We start from the raw sequence: 18,635 nt of genomic DNA, 5'->3' as shown, positions 1-18,635 counted from the left end.
ATCGTTTTAATATGTGTTATTTTTTAATAATATCTATATCATTTACTTTTTTAAACTCAATAACTGCGGTTTCTATGTTGGCACTGTACTGATTAAGGTACTCATGTGCCTTATTTAGAGCTTCAGGGTCGTTTGTTTCTTTAAACAAACTAATAGCTTTTGCTGCTAATACAAGGTAACGCGTAGCTATTTCCAAATCTGTATGGGCGGAATTGTATTCATCAGGTATTTTCATCTTTTTGATTTCTCTTTGTGATTCTTCTAGATTTTTTACAGTGTCCTGAATATTAAGTATATCTGTTAATATAGTATTTGCTTCTTCTTTCGAATACACTACATTACCCTTTTCATAGTAGTTAAAGGAGTTTTCAATAGCTTTTTGAAATTGTATAGCATCATGTTGGAAGCCTTCAACATTAGATACAATTTGTTCTTCATACGATTCTTTTGATATAGGTACGCAACCTTTAGTTAGCCAAATTAATACAAAAATACAAATTACACTTCCAAACATTTGTGAGATAGTAGCGTCTCCGTTACGAATCCCTGATATTATAACCCATACAAAAACAAGTATTAGCAGAATACCAACAATTAGTCCTAAATTCAATTTGAATTACCACCCTTTTGAAATGAATTTTGTTAAAATTATATATTTATATATTATTTTATTATAATTAAAAAAATAAATAGTTCAATGTTCTTACTAAACATAGTTTGTAACGACTCTCAATTCAACGCAAGGGGAGTATTATAGAAATGGCATCAAGAACTAGCCCTTTAATGAATTTATAAATCTTTGCAGTTATAATTCGGTTTCCCTGTACTTTGTTTAACAATCAAAAATTAAATACCAAAAGCCCTTACCTAGTTGGAAGGATTTTTATTGTTATTTAAGTTTTGCTAACAAGTGGTGTTGTTCTTTTCTTCAACCAAAGAGAAGTATTCTTCAAGAAGATTTGTTGGTATTTATTTGGTGAAAATATCCATAAATTATATGTAGCACATTAGTATCTGTCCACGTTTATTTATTCATAAAGACCCATTCCCAAAATATATATAAGTAAACAATTTGAGAAGTGTTTGGTTTGTAGAGGGAAGCATTTTCGTAAAGGATACTATAATGTAGATGTAAATACTTCAATCTATACTGTATTAGTTGGATGTACAGATATTTACTTTAGGTTAATAGCTGAGGAAAAATAAATATTGCTAAAATTCCCCACAAAAATATATAAATAATGTAAAATTAGAGAAATACTATTATAGAGAAACGAAGTGAACTGTATGCTTAAAATTGAAGGACTTGATATATTTGGTGTAAATGGCATAAAAAATTTAAAAATCTCATTTGAACCAGGAATTAATATTATATGTGGTCAAAATGGTATAGGTAAAACCACTATTTTAGAGTGTATTGCTTCTGCACTGAAAAACAAAAAAAATAATAGCTTGAAGAAAAATCTAAATGTTGATAAAAGCTTTTATTTTATATATGGGTATAACAAACAAAATAATTTTTATAATGAATTTTACTTAGATGACTCCCATACAACAAGGGCTAATAAAAAAATTTCTACTAACTTCTTATATTTTAATATACATAGAACTCAAGTAAGCACCTTTTATGGTAATAAACTAAGTAACATACAAAGATGGTTTTATAAAATGTTTATGAAAGAACATTTATCGCCATACGAATATGCAGATATACAAATGTCAATTGAATGTTTTCGAAGACTAGATCCTAAAATTCAATTTAGCCGAGTAATACTAAATGAAGAAAATACAGATAAAAATAATAAAAAGTATAAGATGTCCTATATCCCCAGACAAATAGATGCTGAAATATTGGTAAAAACATACGATGGAGAGATGCCTTTAAGCTATTTATCTGCTGGATATTTATCTTGTTTATCTATATTTTTAGAAATAATAAAAAAAGCTAAGACTGAAGCTGGCTTTAATCGACCTATTCAAGAATATGATGGTGTGATTTTAATTGATGAAATAGATTTACACTTACACCCTGAATGGCAAAAAAAGGTACTTGAAATACTAAGGTGGATGGTACCAAACGCACAAATAATAGCAACTACACATAGTCCCCATATAGTGCAAGTTACAAAAGCCAATGAGGTTATAGCAATTAAAAATAACCATGGTTCGTGTTATGCTTATAGAAGTAACTCCAATACAATTTATGGATATCAGGGATGGTCAATAGAAGAAATTTTAGCAGATGTAATGGGCCTTCAAAATACCCATTCTGACTTATACAATGAATTACTTAAATCTATAGAAAATTCTATAGATTTACTTGACGTCGAAAAAGCATCTATTAAGCTAGAAAAGTTTAATAAACTACTTCATCCAAATAACCATTTAGGTAAAATTCTAGGAATTCAGATTGCTTCCACAAGGAGTAAGAAATATGATAAAAATTAAAAAAGTGAGCTGTCCTATAAAACTAACCTCAAAGATGCAAAGAGAACTTACAGAAGAATATAAAAAAAGTAAAAAATCTGTTTGGAATAAAGAATATATAAAAAAGGCACTTTTGCAAAGTTCCCATAATAAATGCGTATATTGTGAATGCATGTTAAATAAAGAATCTAACTACATAGAAGTCGAGCATTTTCATCATAAAAATGCTTATCCAGATGAAGTTATAGCATGGGATAATCTATTACCTAGCTGTAAACGTTGTAATAGTAATAAAGGTACTTTCGATACAAAACTTAATCCTTTTGTTAATCCCTCTATAATGAATCCGAATGAGCATATGATACTAGATTTATATAGATTGCGACCGATTTCGCTAGCTGGTGAAAATACAATACAAGAACTAAACCTAAATGATTCATCCAAAGTGGCTTTAATGAGATACCAATTATCTGAAGCTATTAATAAATTATTAGAGAACGTTTATCAAAATATTTTAGATTATAAAACTCAACCAACATCCCGGAGATTAACTAAAATAGCAAGTGATACTGAATCGATTTTAAATGAAGGAATAGAAACAGCGGCATATGCAGGCGTTTTAAGTACCCTTATAAAGAACAGCTCAACATTTAGGATGATTAAACAGTTTTTAAATAACGAAAATAGATGGAACGAGGACTTACAAAAAAAGTATAGGGAATTAGAGAAAAACGCCTTATCCATTGACTATAGTTTATTTGAAGAGTACATATTGAATCCTATTTAAACTATTTTAGTGAATATTTATTGCTGTTTAACACTCCACTAAACCTTTATATAGAACCGTATTAATTTCCAATTCTATATAATACTTAAATAAAACATTCATTGTTCATAGAAATGCCATTACAGTTGCACAATCATAAACAAATTGCTTTTTCTCACAGCCACTTTAACATGGTTCTCATAAAACGTATAAACTATGTTTTTTATATGAGCAAGTTATGTTCAAGCACACAACTTGTAGACAATCCAGTGAAGTAAAAAACTTTCCTTTCCAAATTGAATTATAGATATAGAAACTATGTTTTTGAATCTAGAATAGAGCCTGATTTATGTTTTATAACCATATGGCACAGGTTAACATATAGATCTTGAAAAATCCCCATTAAAAATGGGAAAATAAGACTACCAAAAAGAGCATAGACTACAAGATTATTTAATAAACTATATACTGTGCTTCAAATATCCATGTAGACCCTACCATACTTAATTTGATATTTCTTGGGTAAACAAAAAACGTACTATTCTAACACTCGTTCACAACTTATTATATCCCTCTGTTTTTATTATTATTTGTTCTTTAAGAAAATAATTAAATTCAATTGGATATTCATTTGTTGTATAGTCGATCTAAATGATATTTATTTAATAATTTCACTGTTGTGTTTTACCTTATTACACAATTCAAAATTTGATACTGGATTCTCATGTATAAACGCCATACACAAATTTTATTCTTCGCTATCCATCAGAATAAAATTTAAATAAAAAAGGAGTGGTTTCTTAAACCACTCCTTCCTTTTGTAATTCTTCAATTACTGTAAGAATATTTTTAGAAATATACTCGCTGAAATCTGTCGTTTTAGATATGTTAATTAAATCACTTTTTCCCGTTTGCTTTTGATAACTGTTAATAATAGCCTTAAGTAACTTAATAGAATCAGCAATTTTTTCGTCCGTAATACATTCAATTTGTAAATTTAAAAAATGCTTATCATTATACTTTTCTTTATTTAGTAAATATGATACTAATATTCTCCCTACATGAAATCTAAAATTATTCTTGATTTGTTCTTCAATTGTATCTTCAAATGAAAAATCTTTTAATTTTTGTTCAACAATTTTCATAATACCCACGGATTTAAAATATACCTCTAACTGTCTCCCTTCACTAAAAAGCTTTTGATAATCCTTTTTATTTTTGAGAAGTGTAGTCGGATTAGATCGTGCTTTAGAAGGATCTTTATGCAAGAGCGACATTAGACATTGCGACATATAAGAAATTGAAATAATAAGTTTTCTCGGTTTCCCTTGGTTTTTATAATAATTTTTTCTTCTATCATAATAATAACCATTTTTAAGTAAGTATTCTTCAATTTGTCGTTGCACTTTATCTGATGCTCTAAGAGAAGAAGCTGATACGGGATTTTGTGAATTTGTTGCTTTAATAATAGCATCCATTGTTTCTTTGTCTTCTGTCACAATAATCTTCAACATTAACGATCTTGGATCTTCTTTTATTTCTTTATTTTTAAGTACATTGTATATTGTATGAGAGGTTTGTAAGCCATTAACTATTTGAACATTTTGTAAATCCATAGTTTTTCCTACTAAGCTACTTTTACTTGCAATAATAGTAACTCCATTATTTAACCACCAAAAGTCATATTTTTCTTCTTTATTTAATGTATGTGTAATCAAGTTATTAACTGCTGTTTTATTTTGATAATCCCTTATATTAGATTCAAATAAATATTTTCTTAATGAGCCATCTTCCTCACATAAAAACTTATAATAATCTCCGATATTTACAGAGGCCATGTATCCGGTTTGTTTTTCATTTAAATAATCTATTCCTATAGGACTCTCATTGAGTTTTAATTCTAAAGAGTAATCTCTTTGTTTTTGACTTGCCTCTAATAACCATTCTGCATCTAAAACTTCATAATTATATTTGAAATTTTTCCCTCCCATCTTTAATACCTTATTTTCTAATATCTTGATTTTATTTATATATTGTTTATTTTCATTATCTGGACCCAATGTTTTAGTTTTATTTCCTTTGCATGCATGTATAAAATTCACATTAATTGTTGGGCTCTTATGTCCTATCTTTCTCCATATCTGATGTATTAATAGAATTTTCTCAACAAATTCTTCATTAAAGTAATTAAGTAATGTATCTCTATTTTGTTCAAGATCAAAAATTAAATCTACATTACCATTAAATCGATCTAAAACCAATTCTTCAATTTGACTAGTATTTTTGAACTGTATTAAATATATATCAAATTCATTTTTATTATTCTGAATATTAACCTGATCAAAATCAAAAATAAGGTCTTCATTCAAAAATAGGAATACCCCATCTACCCCTCCATCTTTAGAACCACTACTTAGTCCTGCTTCAACTTCATCGATACCAATATCATAATTTTTAAAAATTTGCTCAGTTGCAAAATGCTCAAACGCTACAGACAAATCATTGAAACCACCTGATTCACCATATTCTTTTAAAACCTCATTTAATAAAATTAATTGATTGCTCATTATATACCAATATCCCCCAACTTTTTTCTTTAATATATCAATTTAATAAATACCTGTCTATCTTTTTAATTACTTACAACACCGTAAAGAATCCAAGTGATTTTTTCATTATACAAATAGAATGTTCCACTTTTGAAAATTAGATTTTGAAAGAAACATACAGTAGTTTTAATAAGGAGAAGAGAAAAATATTCTTTAATTAGAAAAATACCAAATTGAAATTGTATTTATTATTGAGAGGAAAAAAGTTATAAATGCATAATAATCCTGAAAAAATTTTTGTTGATTTTTATTATTTATAGTTGAGATTTGAAAGAAGCATCAATTTTTTATATTAGCATTGGTGAGAAATCCGTGTTGACATATTATTCTGTAAATAACCATTAAGTAATTACACTAACTATTTTATTAAATTAAAACAAACTGATTATATGATATATAACAATTTATTTTAAGGATTTCAAACAAAAAATACACTGTTAAAATCCCAATTTTATTTATTCTAAACAAAATATAAAATAATAAAGTCATGTATTCCTATGCTAAATCACAATTTAATTAATTGGGATATTATAAAAAATAATACAACCTTTCTCTAATATAATATTAGGAAAGGCCGCGTTATAAAATTCTTATCACTGTTGCTTACTTGATGAATAAATGCCAAATATTCTCTCATTTTCATAATATATCTATTATCCATTAGTATACATTAATAGAATTATATCTCCTGTATAGCTTAGCACTCTTAATTTCCAGCATTCATTAATTGGCCATTAACATTTTTTGCTGTATTTTTTCTTTTTCTACTTTTGTAATTATAGATGACTTTGTTTTTTGATTTACTCTTATATTTGAAGATGGACTCTTTGAAACTGTCAAATCTCCAATATAATTCAATAATTTTTTTTCCTCATCGGCAGTTATATCAAAACGATGATAGTATTCAATTATTTTGAAGAAAATCATATCTTTTATATAGCTTGTCTTAAGATTATCTAGCAGACGATCTATATACTTAAATTTCCTTTTCCCTTTTAAATCTGCATATAAAAATACAAATGTAAATTGCTCTAATTCTGACTTTTCTTTAAATTCCTTATCATCAATAATATTCTCTAAAGCAACTAATAACTTTCCAGTTCCAACGGTCTCAGTTAGTATTACCTGATGTATTAATGGTAATAATTTGTAAATCAAAATGTTTTGCTCTTCTGTAATATACTCCTCTTCATCTTCACTTCTCTTTTTTATTAAAAATAACTTGTATAGTGTTGCAAATAATGTTGCCGATAGAGTAATGTCTTTTAATGCGTTAACTTTAAAATCTTTTTTTCTGATTTCTTCACTATTTTTTAACACTTTTGCTGCTAAAACCCAATGTCGTTCTAATTTTTGTACTGGATTTAAAGATTCTAATTTAACTTCAATATTCCTACTTGTATGATTCTCCAACTCCCTATCTTTAGTTTCATAATAATCATCATTTTGCTTTATTTCCGTGGTTATGCTTTCCACCCTATCCGGGGTTAATTTACTAACAATTGTATGTTTAGTTTCAAAGAAAGTATCTATTCCAAAATTCAACACTTTATTCTTTAAGTCTGAATATTCCTCATTCATGTTATTAACTATTTTTTCCACTAATTCGGTTTTATTCATATTTAAACCTGTATAATAATCTAATTCATCTACGAAGTTTAAATAATTTAGATCCTGAAAAATATAGTCTTTAAACTGCGAATTGGAATCTATATTCTTCATTAAATAAAATTGAAAAAAACAAGAGAATTTAAATCTAACATATTTTATTGCATCCTCTTTTTCACATGTGAAAATTCCTTTATTTAAAAAGTGCTGTAATATTGTATCAGCATCAAAATCAAACATTTTCTCTTTTAAATTACATTCAATATATGCTCTTAAATCCCCATAGCCCAATCTATAACGAATATTTTTTTTAGAATACATTTCATAAGCTATATCAGCTAATAATGATTCCTTATTCTTATATCCAAAATCACCCGAATATACCTCATGTATATCAGCTTTAGAAAATAATCTTTCTAAAAAATTCTCCAACATCTGTGCATTATTTACAGGTTTATAATTCTCCTGTTTTTCAATAATCCATAGGAACATAGATACAGCCAAAGGAGTTCTTGGAATATTTAAAGCATTAAACGTATTAATTACTTTCTCTAAATATTCTTTTTTAGATGCAACTTCCGATCGATTAATGAACCATTTATTCATTAAATTTTTTATATCTTTTGTATTGAATTGTTTGATGTACGTTTTACAAAAATATTGCAAAATTGAATTACCAATTGCTGATAAAGGGAGCTCCCCTTCCCCATTTGACGTACATGTCACTATTAATTTTATCTTTGGGTTATTTAAAATAAAACGCTCTAATTTATTTAAAGAAGAAACATTTTTGTTTTCAAATTGAATATTATCAATCAATAGAACTATATCATTCATATCAATAATCCCATCTCTTATTTCACGTATTGGTATATTTGTAAAACGAGAGATTAGAGTGTCCACACTACTTCCGCTTATTTCCTCAAAATCCAGATAAACGGGGATTTTTCTGTATTCATTAAATTTATTCAAGTATTCTATCATGATTTTATCTAAAAGAATTGTTTTTCCAGCTTCTTTTACTCCAACCAATAGTATGCTCTCTGAACTGTTACAAATATCTTTCATTGAAAACACATTCTCAGAAATTTTTGAAACACCCTCGTCCACGACATCCTCACTCTTTTGCACAATCTGTGGCATTACAAATAGATCATTTAACTTTTTGGGTGCTATTGTATCCGTTTCATAAGTTAATAAGTGTTCATTTACAGTATCAGTGTAAACCCCTTCGAGCATTCGAATAATTTGTTCTTTTTTTTTAAATTCCTCTAATGAAGTTCTACTGGGACAAGAAAATACAGTCCTTCCTTCTTCCCTTCCTAGTTGGGTATTCAAAACAAAACTATTCCTCTCACTTGAATAACAACGATATGTAAAAGTACAACTATTTGTATATTCGTAATCAACTAATACATACCCATTTAAATATTGATATTCCGTATTATAACGATTATCAGTCCACGCTGAAGGAGAGATAGAAGTTATTGAAGTTCCAGTCATATCAGAAAATTGATAAGTATCTGCAGTGTGAACATGTCCAAATAAAACAAGATCAAAATTGGAATTTAAACGTGCTCTAATAATTCTTTGTTCAACTTTTGAAAGCTCGTTAATAGGATGATGTACAAGTGCTATTTTCACATCGGCATCTTCTATTAACTTTAAAGAATCTACTATTTGCTTTTCACCAATTAATAAATTCTCTCTATCATTATCGTCATAACAGCGCCAAGAAGAATTTAAAGAAACTATTCCAATAGCGTTATTATCTATAGTATATTTATGTACTGTTTCAAAATAATTAACAGTGACATTTTCTAAATCTTTATATAAATTTTTTTCAAAATTATTATATGCCTTAACTCTTTTAGTATTTTCTATATACTGGTTTTCATCCTTTAAAAATTCATGAATTGAATTTAAATCATGAAAATATTGTTTTAACCCCATTTCTTGATATTTATTATCTGCACCCCTCAAAATATCATGGTTCCCAGGATTAATAATAAATCTCTCTTTAGGTATATCTAACTCTTTTGTAATATACTCAATTACTTCTAATTCAAAGGTTCTAAAAGCATCCTCAATAGAACTAAAACTACATCCACCTTTGTCTATTAAATCTCCTGTAAAGAAAATAAATTCAATTGGTTTCTCATTATGTAAAGTTTTTAAATCATTAATTAAAGGTTTAATTATATAGCTTTTTAATTCGTCTAAATTATTCTTTGATATGTGAAAATCCGATAAATGAACTGCCCTCATTTCATCACTTCCATTTCTAAAACTTATTGTGTATCGTATACAAAAAAATTATAAAAAGTTCAATTAATTTCTAAGAAAAACTAATACTCCCCTAAAATTATACTATATTTTTCAATATTATCCATAAATAAAGTGTTAACAAATAAAAAAAGGATGCTTTTCTAACATCCTTTTTAACCAATCATTCAAAGGTAAAATAAAACTTCCCTTGACATTTCTTTGTGTGCCTCCTGCAAAGTTTTTTAAAAGTAAATTTATATATGTATCTAGTATTGGTTAAATTTACATGCAAATTTTAACTAATGTCATTCTTATATGAGTTTTACAAAAAAACACTATGATAAGGCTTTCAAAAATCAGTTCATTCCAAGATAAAAAATAATTATTCCTCCTATTATTGTAGTTATAAGTCCCCCTATTATACTACTCGCAAGGGGATGACTTAACCAATTTGTTAACCCCCTTCTGAATTTTGTTTTATCCTTAACAAGGTCTTTATAACTGTCTGAGCTTAACATTTTATCTACAATACCTTGATGGGTTCTATGCCATTGCTCTTGAAGGTATGAATCCTCTTCATCTGATAAAATAAAACCTCTAGATATGTCGGGACGACTAGCTTGATTTTCTATAATTCCTTTGGGCGCTGGATTTTTCAAATAGTATAACATTATAGAAACAAAAGATTCTCCAACTCTTATTTCTATTTGAGATGAAGTAGGATTGGAGACCGCTACTAGAGAAAGCCCATACCACTGAGGATCTAATGTAGTTGAAATATGACCTAATCCTTTGGAAACTAGAGATACTCTAGGATGATATGTACCTCCTATACGTCTAGATACCCATATAGCCTCCTCCCCAAATATACATACAGTATCATTAGGAGGGATTATTATTTTATTATTAACAACAGCAGATTTTTTATCAGAAACCCTCCATGCGTGTCTACTAGCAGTAAGATTTATTGAACTTCCTTTAACATTCTCTAATTTCAAAGGAAATATTGCCAAATTTTTAGCTTTAATTAACTCTCTTTTTATATCATTGTTACTTAGCAACATGTTAACTCCTCCTACAGTGGATAAAAAAATTACCTCTATAACTTCTAATATAATTACAGATAAACTAACATATAATACCCTTATTTTAGCATAAAATAAAATATTCAGACGATTATAACAATAAAATAGCAATTGATCTGTATAGCAAATTTCTTTTTAATAGATAGATTTAAACAAACTTGAATATTTACTAAACAAAAATTGATAATCCTAAATTATTTAATCATAGGTGCATAGTGAAAAACATAGGACCAATTACTTGCTCGCTTTAAACTAGACATATTCATGAACTATTCATTTGTTAATACATAATTAAACTACTTACTTTAGTATATTTAAATCCTATCTATTGTTGAAATAGCAGGATTAAAAAGAGGCTTATCAAATTAAAAGCCCCCTTTAGATATTATAATTATCTCTTATCATATATTTGAAAGTATACATAGGGAAACCCAATATTTGTAGTATGATCATAAGTATATAAATGGTCCTTATTATTAACACACTGCCCTAGCTTTCTATCAATCTTTTTATCATGATAGATGTTAACTCTTCCTTTACAGATTGGACAAGAACCGTATTTACTCACTTTATATACCTTACTGTCTTCTTCACAGAGAATAGGGTTTTTATTTCTATAAACTATGCCTTCTTTATTTAAGTCTTGATACTTACTTTTTTGATCCATTGCATATAGAACTAGACCGAATGTTATCATAAATAAAAACATCTTATAGTCACTATTACTAAAAAAATACCCCACAATAGTAACAACAGCAGAAACTATAGATAAAACCCCTGAAATTTCAAACCTTTTTCTATAACCCTTCACTCCTCCAAGGACTTCCCTATCCAATCTATCTTCATACTCTACAACTATTTCTTCCTGATTAGATAGATTACGATTATCAATATAAATATCTTGCTTACTATTAATACCCAATCCGATATTTACATTACCCGTTCCAGCGTTAATCACATTATTCCCCTTTTCTCTTGAATTAGATTTAAATCCGCAGAAAGGACAATATAAATACTCATCACTAAAACCTTTATAGCACTTAACGCATTCTATAAAAAACACCCCCAAAGTGAGAAAAAATAAGTGAGAAAGACAAGTATAGTTTATGAGATTTTAAATTCCCTAAAAAATCCATTTATTCAACATATATTCTTATATAGCAGGAAATCTTATAAACTAATATCTATTAAATCTCCATAATATATATTTCTTATTTATGTTTCTTTTTCCTTTTATATAAACTCCAATAATCTCTAAAAATATATAATTTTAGACATAAATTTACTTATAGCGCCTTTATTAGTTGTAATTTTCTATATTTTTAGATAAAATATATCCAAATTCTGTTATTATTAATACATATACTGCAATAGGATGAGGAGGTTACTATGGATACTTTAGTCAAAGAATATGAAGTAGTCACTAATATGTTAAATGATTGGTATATTGAAATCCGTGCGAGACGCATTGATAATGCTCACCAACTAAAAGAAGAAATCGATAATAGAATGAAAGATGTCTCGGATCAGAGTTTGCACTTATATTACTCTCTATTAGATTTTCGTTATAAATACATAGTAGACAATTTAAATATTTCAAAGGAATGCTTTGATAAAGTAGAATCTTTTCAAATTCCAAATGATAATATATTAACCTACTACTATCACTTCTTTAAAGCAATTCATGCAAGTACTGTAGGAAGCTATTCAATAGCAAGAGATCATTATGATAAAGCAGAAGAACTTTTAAATGAGGTATCTGATGAAATTGAGCAGGCTGAATTTTACTATAAAATTGGTGCTTTCCATTACGATATTTACGAATCACTCCAATCAATTAAGTATGTTAACATAGCTAAAGAAATATTCTCTAAACATGAAGGCCATGAACGAAATATTGGATTCTGTGAAAACCTTTTAGGCATGGCATGTACCAATTTAAGAGAATGGGCATTAGCGGAAGAACATCTTGTAAAAGCAATGGATCTGTTCCAAAAAATTGGAGAAGAAAAATTCACTATAATGGTTCGTCATAATTTAGGTTTATTATATGCAGGGCAAAATATGTCTGAATTAGCTATTCGCTACCTCTCTGAAGTATCCGAGAAGAAACCTAACCACTATAAAGCCCTTTTCATCGAGGGCAGGGAACACTCTAAACTAGGAAACCAAGAAACTGCTAATACTTTATTTGAAAGAGGATTACAACTCTGTACAGAACTAAACAATGAAGAATATCAGCATCGGTTTAAAATTTTAAGAGACATTAATAATAATGTCCCTGCCGAGAAATTAGAAGCTACCGTTCTTGCAGGAATTGAATACTTTGAACGAGAAGATTTATATGAGTATATCTATGAATGTTGTAATGCTTTAGCAGAAAAGATTTTTGAACAAGGCCAGCATGCCAAAGCAGGTACATACTTCTATAAAGCAATGCAAGCTAAGAAAAAAGCCGATGCGAAAGGAGCTTTAAAATGAAAAAGCTAATTAAAGTGATGAGTATTGCTACTGCTTTAATGTTTACATTGGGAATTACCTCTCAAACAGATAGTCACGTAGTAAAAGTCGTTCAAAGTATGATGGCAGACGGAGACCATGGTGGTTGATGTCTTTTGACCTGGAATTCAATCCCGGGTCTTTTTTTATTGAAACAAGATATAAATCGTCAGTTTTAACTATATAGTTGAGAAGGAATGCTTAATAAAGAAGGAGGATCATGATGAAATATCAAACAATATTTCCCTCATTAAAAAAATCGCTTTTTATCTTTATACTTTCTTTCAATATGTTAATTTTCACACTCCCTACCTCTACCTTTGCACAATCCAATAGCAATGGAATTTCTGTTACAAATTACTATGTATCTCCAACAGGAAACGATCTCAATCCCGGTACATTAGATCAACCTTTCGCTACCATTCAAAAAGCTGCTAATGTCGCAAAAGAAGGAAGTACAATCTACATAAGAGGCGGAGTTTATAACCAAAAGGTTCGTGTCGCTCGTTCTGGTGCCTCAGGCGCACCCATTACTTTTCAAAATTACCAGGATGAAAAAGTCATTCTCGATGGTTCTAAGGTCAAATTAGAAGATGATGGATTATTTACAATAGAAGACAAAAATTATATTCAAGTAAAGGGATTAGAATTTCGCAACTTAAAGTCAACGAAAGTTAACGAAACCCCTATTGGTATTTATATCACTGGAACAGGAAGTTACATCGATATTAAAAATAATTATATTCACCACATTGAAGCAAATGTTAAGGATGGAAATGCACACGGTATTGCTGTATACGGTACTTCATCTAGTGCTCAAAATAATTTAAATCATATTGTCATCGATAATAACGAAGTAGCAAATTTAAAATTAGGGCTTAGTGAAGCAATTGCTGTGAATGGAAATGTAGATTCTTTTGAAGTTACCAATAACAAAGTGCATGATAACAACAATATTGGAATTGTACTGATTGGACATGAAGGCGTATCTCCAGTAGCTGCTTTAGATCAGGCACGAAATGGAGTTGTTCGTAATAACATTGTCCATCACAATTCATCCATCAATAATACTAGTTATAATGAATATTCAGCTGATGGTATTTATGTGGATGGTGGAAAGCAAATTATCCTTGAGCAAAATCAAAGCTATGAAAATGATCTCGGTATTGAAGTAGCTAGCGAACATGCAGGAAAAAGCGCAAGCCGTATTACTGTTAGGGACAATACAATATCCAATAATATCATGAGTGGCATTGCAATTGGTGGATATGATAGTCAGCAAGGATATGCTGAAAATAATACGATTACGAACAATGTGATTTATAAAAATGATACAAAAGATCAAGAGAGTGGCCAAATCGAATTAAATTACGATACCCGGAACAATGTAATTACCAATAACCAAATCTATGCAGGTAATAGCCGTATTTTTATTAACAATAATTTTAATAAAAACACTGGGAACAAACTGGATTACAATCATTACTATGGTGAATTCGATCAAAGTAATGGCTTATGGCAATGGAAAAGAAAAACGTATAAAGGCTTTACATCTTATCAAGCAGGTATGAATCAAGAAGGAAATGAACAACATAGTGTATTTATCAAATTACCCTCTTCCCTCAAACTACTTTTAAAATAAAGCAAATGTACTAAAACAATTTTATTCCAGCTCACTTCATCTCCCCTCTCCTATAAAAGTGAAATTAAAATTAAAAGTTGTAGTTTCAATTAAAACTACAACTTTTCCGTACTTATATATGAAATTGAAAATATACACGTGTATTTATTCCAAAAATGAAAAGTGTTTTGGGAGCGTATTATATCACAAATGATGTAGAAAAAATCATCTCCTCAAATCCATATAACTACGAATGATTCTTATTCATTAAACTTAATTAATAGGTATATACTTCTTAAACCCCTTACTTATAGTTCCATTATAACCATTTTTATCGAAAAATTTATGTGCTTCTGTTCTAGTTGCACTACTTAATAAGATAATTCTTGTAGATTCCCTTGCAATTGACATCTGCTCTACATGCTCCAATAATTTCCTCCCTATTCCTTTGCCTCGAAAATCTTCATTTACAACCACATACTCTAAAACGGTATATGGTCTAAATTGATATCCAGGGTCCAGACAAAAAGTCATAAAAATACTTCCTATAACGTTACAATTTTCCTCATAAACAAACAAAAAATTATTAGAATCCTTTCTTATTTGCTCAATTCTTTCTGGTAAAATCTTAATGTTTTTACTATGGGGTGCTAATTTCTTATATAGATTTCCAATTACATTACTGTCCTTTGGCTCAGCTTCACGAATCATATAATCACCTATCTTTCTAATAATATTGACGTATCAACAGTTTAAACTATTTTTAAGGATACGTCTTCTGACTCTATCGCATCCTAAAATGATATTATTTAACTTTTTAGATAATTAGAGGGTAAAAAAGAAGAGAACATGAAGCAGATAGAACTTGGGAAGGCGAACTAAATTATTTAAAACTTTTGCACGAAGTAATTTCTTTATACAATTAGTATTCTAGGAAATTACAACTAAAGAAGTTGCTATTTCTTTTATTCCCCTAAAAACTGAATCGCTTTAAGATACTTCTTTAATCGTTTTAGGTCTTTATCTGTTCTCCTAGCAAGTCTTGAGCGATCAGAATTATGTTTTAAGTCTGCGAGTTTGACAGTACGGGCAAGAGAATTTCCTTTCACTCTGCTCAGATACTCAAAATAAGACGTGTATTTCTCTTTTGTCAGTACCTGCACTGCCTCAACTACGTTATGAGGTATACCAGCATTTAACAAATCAACAGTTGTTATCTCAGTATCTTCAAGAACATCATGTAAATAAGCAGTAGCTTTCTCTTCGGCCGTATTTACAAAGCTAGCAACTGCCTCAGGATGTTTGATACAGTCCACACCCGCTTTATCTACTTGTCCACCATGTGCTTTTTTAGCTATCTCATGAGCTATCTTTATATAATCAGATAACATCGCAAAATCTCCCCCTCTAGCAAGCTGTTCTAAAAGTGAAGGAGGAAAATATTGATATAATCCCTCAGCAAATCATTGGAGTTCATCTTGAAACAAAAAATTTATAAAAAATGCCATCCTCTCTGTATATTTCTACAAAAAGAATAGCTTTTTTTGGTTATACGGATACAATTTTATTTTAATTACGCCCTTTTCCTTTACGGGTATATACTGTATTAATGAAGAAAATTAGTCCGCAGATAAAGAATAGAAAAGGATGCACCCATGTTCTAAAATTAACAAGACTTATAATAAGCATTATAATGCAAAGGATACAACCTATAATATCAATGCTAAAAGATAACTTCCTCTGTTAATTCTTTAACTTCATTCATTTTTACACCATAATCCATTAATTTCTTTGACTAAATTGCTGCATAAAATACAATTTTGTTTTTACATCTTTAAACCAAATATACAAACCTTTTTTACCTCTAGATAAAAGCACTCTGTATATGTTCATTACTAATTCACTTACAACATTTGTTGCGTTCACATTTTCTACAAAATTATCGATTTGATATTGTTGTCCATTATAAATGACTGTTCTATTATATTTATTAAATGTACCACCATAAGCTCTTGCTATTTCATTTATAAACGAATTGTCGTAATTATCCTTTAATGTGACTTTCCATAGCTTACTTGTAGAATCGTAATATAGATCATCCCAAAAGATTAGACCTACATAATCAAACTCCAAGCCTTGAGCCGTATAAATACATCCTACTTGCTCTAAATGATTAACAGCTGTTTGTTTATACCATTCATATTGCGCAGCTAACGTCGGATTCCATGCTTTTACAAATTGGGTCTGTCCATCCCAAATACGAATATCATCAATTTTCTTCTTCCAATCCCAACAAAACGGAGCCAGCCATTTTACACTATATCCTTGTGTCATTTTATCTTTAAGTACAGTATCAATGTCATGTAATGAATCAAATACTTGTAAATCATATTTTTTCAAATCTACACTCTTAGATAAGTCTCCTGTTAAAAATTCATCTACATTCTGAATGAATGTACCGCTATTTTTTGCTCGTTGCTGAGTTTGCAGTGAAAGTATTTCGGGAGTATACCCTAAAGCTCTACGAATATTATCGACTGTGCCTTGTTCAGTAATTTTTATACGTTGATTATCATCCTGTAGTAGAACAATAATTTGGAATCTTGAACATAGATTGTTCATTACATCTTGAACATCTGTTAATCGATGTGACTCATCTATTACAACAATATCTCCTGTATTTCTTAACTTTAATATTGCGTTAACAGTTGGCAATTTAGCTGGTTCATCTAATCCATGTTCCATAGCATGATCTTTATTTAGTCCATCAATAACTGTTCTAAGTGTTTGAGGAATTGTACCAAAATAAGTGAGCGGATACCTTTTTATGTATTGTCGAATGAGTTCTAAACCTAATATTGTCTTACCTGTGCCTGCATTACCTTGAATGACTAGCACTAGCTTATGGTTGTTTTGAAAAGCAAGTTTAATAAGCTCCATCGCTTTAATTTTCACATCTCGTTGTTCATCTAAAAGTGCTACAAATCGCTCTCCTTGTAATGCTTTAGAAATACCTGCAAGACTAGCTTCACTCATTGAATAGATACCATTAGTAAATAACTCATTGTCCTGCTTTGCAACAGGTTTGTTCACAAATGATTCTTTTAAGAACGAGCATAATTTTTTCTCTTCATCTTTGCCAAAACAACATCTCAAATAGTTTGCTTCATAAATGGTATGGGGTGGCTCAAATAGCCGATTTTTTTCAGTTAAGTTCGGTAAATAACTCATTGTACTTAATTGAATAGAATTTTTCTTTTGAAGTTCACTATGATAACATCTCAGAGACGTTACATAGTGATTTAACTGTGCTGCTGGATGCTGTCGGATTGGTTGCCGACTTACACCAATATCAACATGGTGTGGATCGGGTGAACCAATGATTTTTCCCCATTCCTTTAATTCAACAATCATTACATGTAATTGCGATTGAGAAGTATAGCCAATTAAAACCGCATCAAGTCTTAATAGATTTCCAGGAATAAAATATTCTAATACGATTGATATTTCTCCAAGATCTCCTTCATTAAGTCGCTGCACAAGTTTTTGGACAGAAATTCCCCAAGTGTCCACTTCTTGCTCACTAAACTCTTCTTTAGCAAAAGCATTTGACTTTAATCCTTCTATTAATAAATCCTTTATTTCATTTGGAGTTAATCTAAATAATTGCTTTACTTGCCCAAAATACAAATGCATTATAGATCCCTCTAGTCGTTAGTCAAATTTGGTATTTGTTCTAATAATACTATCCA

Annotated in this window: 13 protein-coding genes; 5 read left to right on the top strand and 8 right to left on the bottom strand. The window is 29.3% G+C overall.

Annotated elements, in window-relative coordinates; all coding sequences use genetic code 11:
• Window positions 1-16: 16 nt before the first annotated feature.
• Entirely contained in the window at window positions 17-610 is a 594-nt protein-coding gene (locus V7S45_RS30505) for a hypothetical protein (RefSeq protein WP_001048486.1), read from the bottom strand.
• A gap of 677 nt (window positions 611-1,287) precedes the next feature.
• Between V7S45_RS30505 and V7S45_RS30500 the strand changes: the two genes are divergently transcribed.
• Both V7S45_RS30500 and V7S45_RS30495 read left to right on the top strand, forming a co-directional pair.
• The gene (locus tag V7S45_RS30500) at window positions 1,288-2,448 is read left to right on the top strand and encodes an AAA family ATPase (RefSeq protein WP_076775534.1); all 1,161 of its coding nucleotides are present in this window, start codon (window positions 1,288-1,290) and stop codon (window positions 2,446-2,448) included.
• On the top strand, window positions 2,435-3,214 hold the full coding sequence (locus V7S45_RS30495; RefSeq protein ID WP_076775532.1) for a hypothetical protein: 780 nt from the start codon (window positions 2,435-2,437) through the stop codon (window positions 3,212-3,214). Before V7S45_RS30500 ends, V7S45_RS30495 begins: the two co-directional genes overlap by 14 nt.
• Window positions 3,215-3,993: 779 nt before the next feature.
• On the opposite strand, the gene V7S45_RS30490 is transcribed toward V7S45_RS30495, so the two are convergent.
• The 4 genes from V7S45_RS30490 to V7S45_RS30475 all read right to left on the bottom strand — a co-directional run bounded on the left by V7S45_RS30490 (window position 3,994) and on the right by V7S45_RS30475 (window position 11,721).
• Complete coding sequence (locus V7S45_RS30490; RefSeq protein ID WP_076775530.1) at window positions 3,994-5,760, bottom strand: AIPR family protein; 1,767 nt, start codon at window positions 5,758-5,760, stop codon at window positions 3,994-3,996.
• Between the two features lie 765 nt (window positions 5,761-6,525).
• Complete coding sequence (locus V7S45_RS30485; protein ID WP_076775528.1) at window positions 6,526-9,678, bottom strand: metallophosphoesterase; 3,153 nt, start codon at window positions 9,676-9,678, stop codon at window positions 6,526-6,528.
• 356 nt (window positions 9,679-10,034) lie between these two features.
• Window positions 10,035-10,742 carry a hypothetical protein gene (locus tag V7S45_RS30480; protein WP_076775526.1) on the bottom strand — a complete coding sequence of 236 codons (708 nt, stop codon included), beginning with the start codon at window positions 10,740-10,742 and terminating at the stop codon, window positions 10,035-10,037.
• A gap of 412 nt (window positions 10,743-11,154) precedes the next feature.
• Window positions 11,155-11,721, bottom strand: coding sequence for a hypothetical protein (locus V7S45_RS30475; protein WP_342762061.1), 567 nt, complete (start codon window positions 11,719-11,721; stop codon window positions 11,155-11,157).
• 431 nt (window positions 11,722-12,152) lie between these two features.
• On the opposite strand from V7S45_RS30475, the gene V7S45_RS30470 reads away from it, so the two are divergent.
• The 3 genes from V7S45_RS30470 (at window position 12,153) to V7S45_RS30460 (ending at window position 14,904) form a co-directional block, all read left to right on the top strand.
• Entirely contained in the window at window positions 12,153-13,244 is a 1,092-nt protein-coding gene (locus V7S45_RS30470; RefSeq protein ID WP_342762060.1) for a Rap family tetratricopeptide repeat protein, read from the top strand.
• Window positions 13,241-13,372, top strand: coding sequence for a hypothetical protein (locus V7S45_RS30465; protein WP_000733479.1), 132 nt, complete (start codon window positions 13,241-13,243; stop codon window positions 13,370-13,372). The genes V7S45_RS30470 and V7S45_RS30465 overlap by 4 nt, the downstream gene beginning before the upstream one ends.
• 113 nt (window positions 13,373-13,485) lie before the next feature.
• A complete protein-coding gene (locus V7S45_RS30460; protein ID WP_342762059.1) occupies window positions 13,486-14,904 on the top strand; it encodes a right-handed parallel beta-helix repeat-containing protein in 1,419 nt (472 codons plus the stop codon).
• 252 nt (window positions 14,905-15,156) lie between these two features.
• On the opposite strand, the gene V7S45_RS30455 is transcribed toward V7S45_RS30460, so the two are convergent.
• The 3 genes from V7S45_RS30455 to V7S45_RS30445 all read right to left on the bottom strand — a co-directional run bounded on the left by V7S45_RS30455 (window position 15,157) and on the right by V7S45_RS30445 (window position 18,579).
• Complete coding sequence (locus V7S45_RS30455) at window positions 15,157-15,594, bottom strand: GNAT family N-acetyltransferase (protein ID WP_016090543.1); 438 nt, start codon at window positions 15,592-15,594, stop codon at window positions 15,157-15,159.
• A 254-nt stretch (window positions 15,595-15,848) separates the two neighbouring features.
• Window positions 15,849-16,274, bottom strand: coding sequence for an HD domain-containing protein (locus V7S45_RS30450; protein ID WP_025687510.1), 426 nt, complete (start codon window positions 16,272-16,274; stop codon window positions 15,849-15,851).
• A gap of 391 nt (window positions 16,275-16,665) precedes the next feature.
• Entirely contained in the window at window positions 16,666-18,579 is a 1,914-nt protein-coding gene (locus V7S45_RS30445; RefSeq protein WP_025687509.1) for a DNA/RNA helicase domain-containing protein, read from the bottom strand.
• Window positions 18,580-18,635: the final 56 nt, after the last annotated feature.

This window comes from Bacillus sp. BR3(2024) (assembly GCF_039134555.1).
Taxonomy (GTDB): domain Bacteria; phylum Bacillota; class Bacilli; order Bacillales; family Bacillaceae_G; genus Bacillus_A; species Bacillus_A cereus.
The sequence above is the reverse complement of the archived record's forward strand: the minus strand, read 5'-3'. Positions and strand labels throughout refer to the sequence as shown.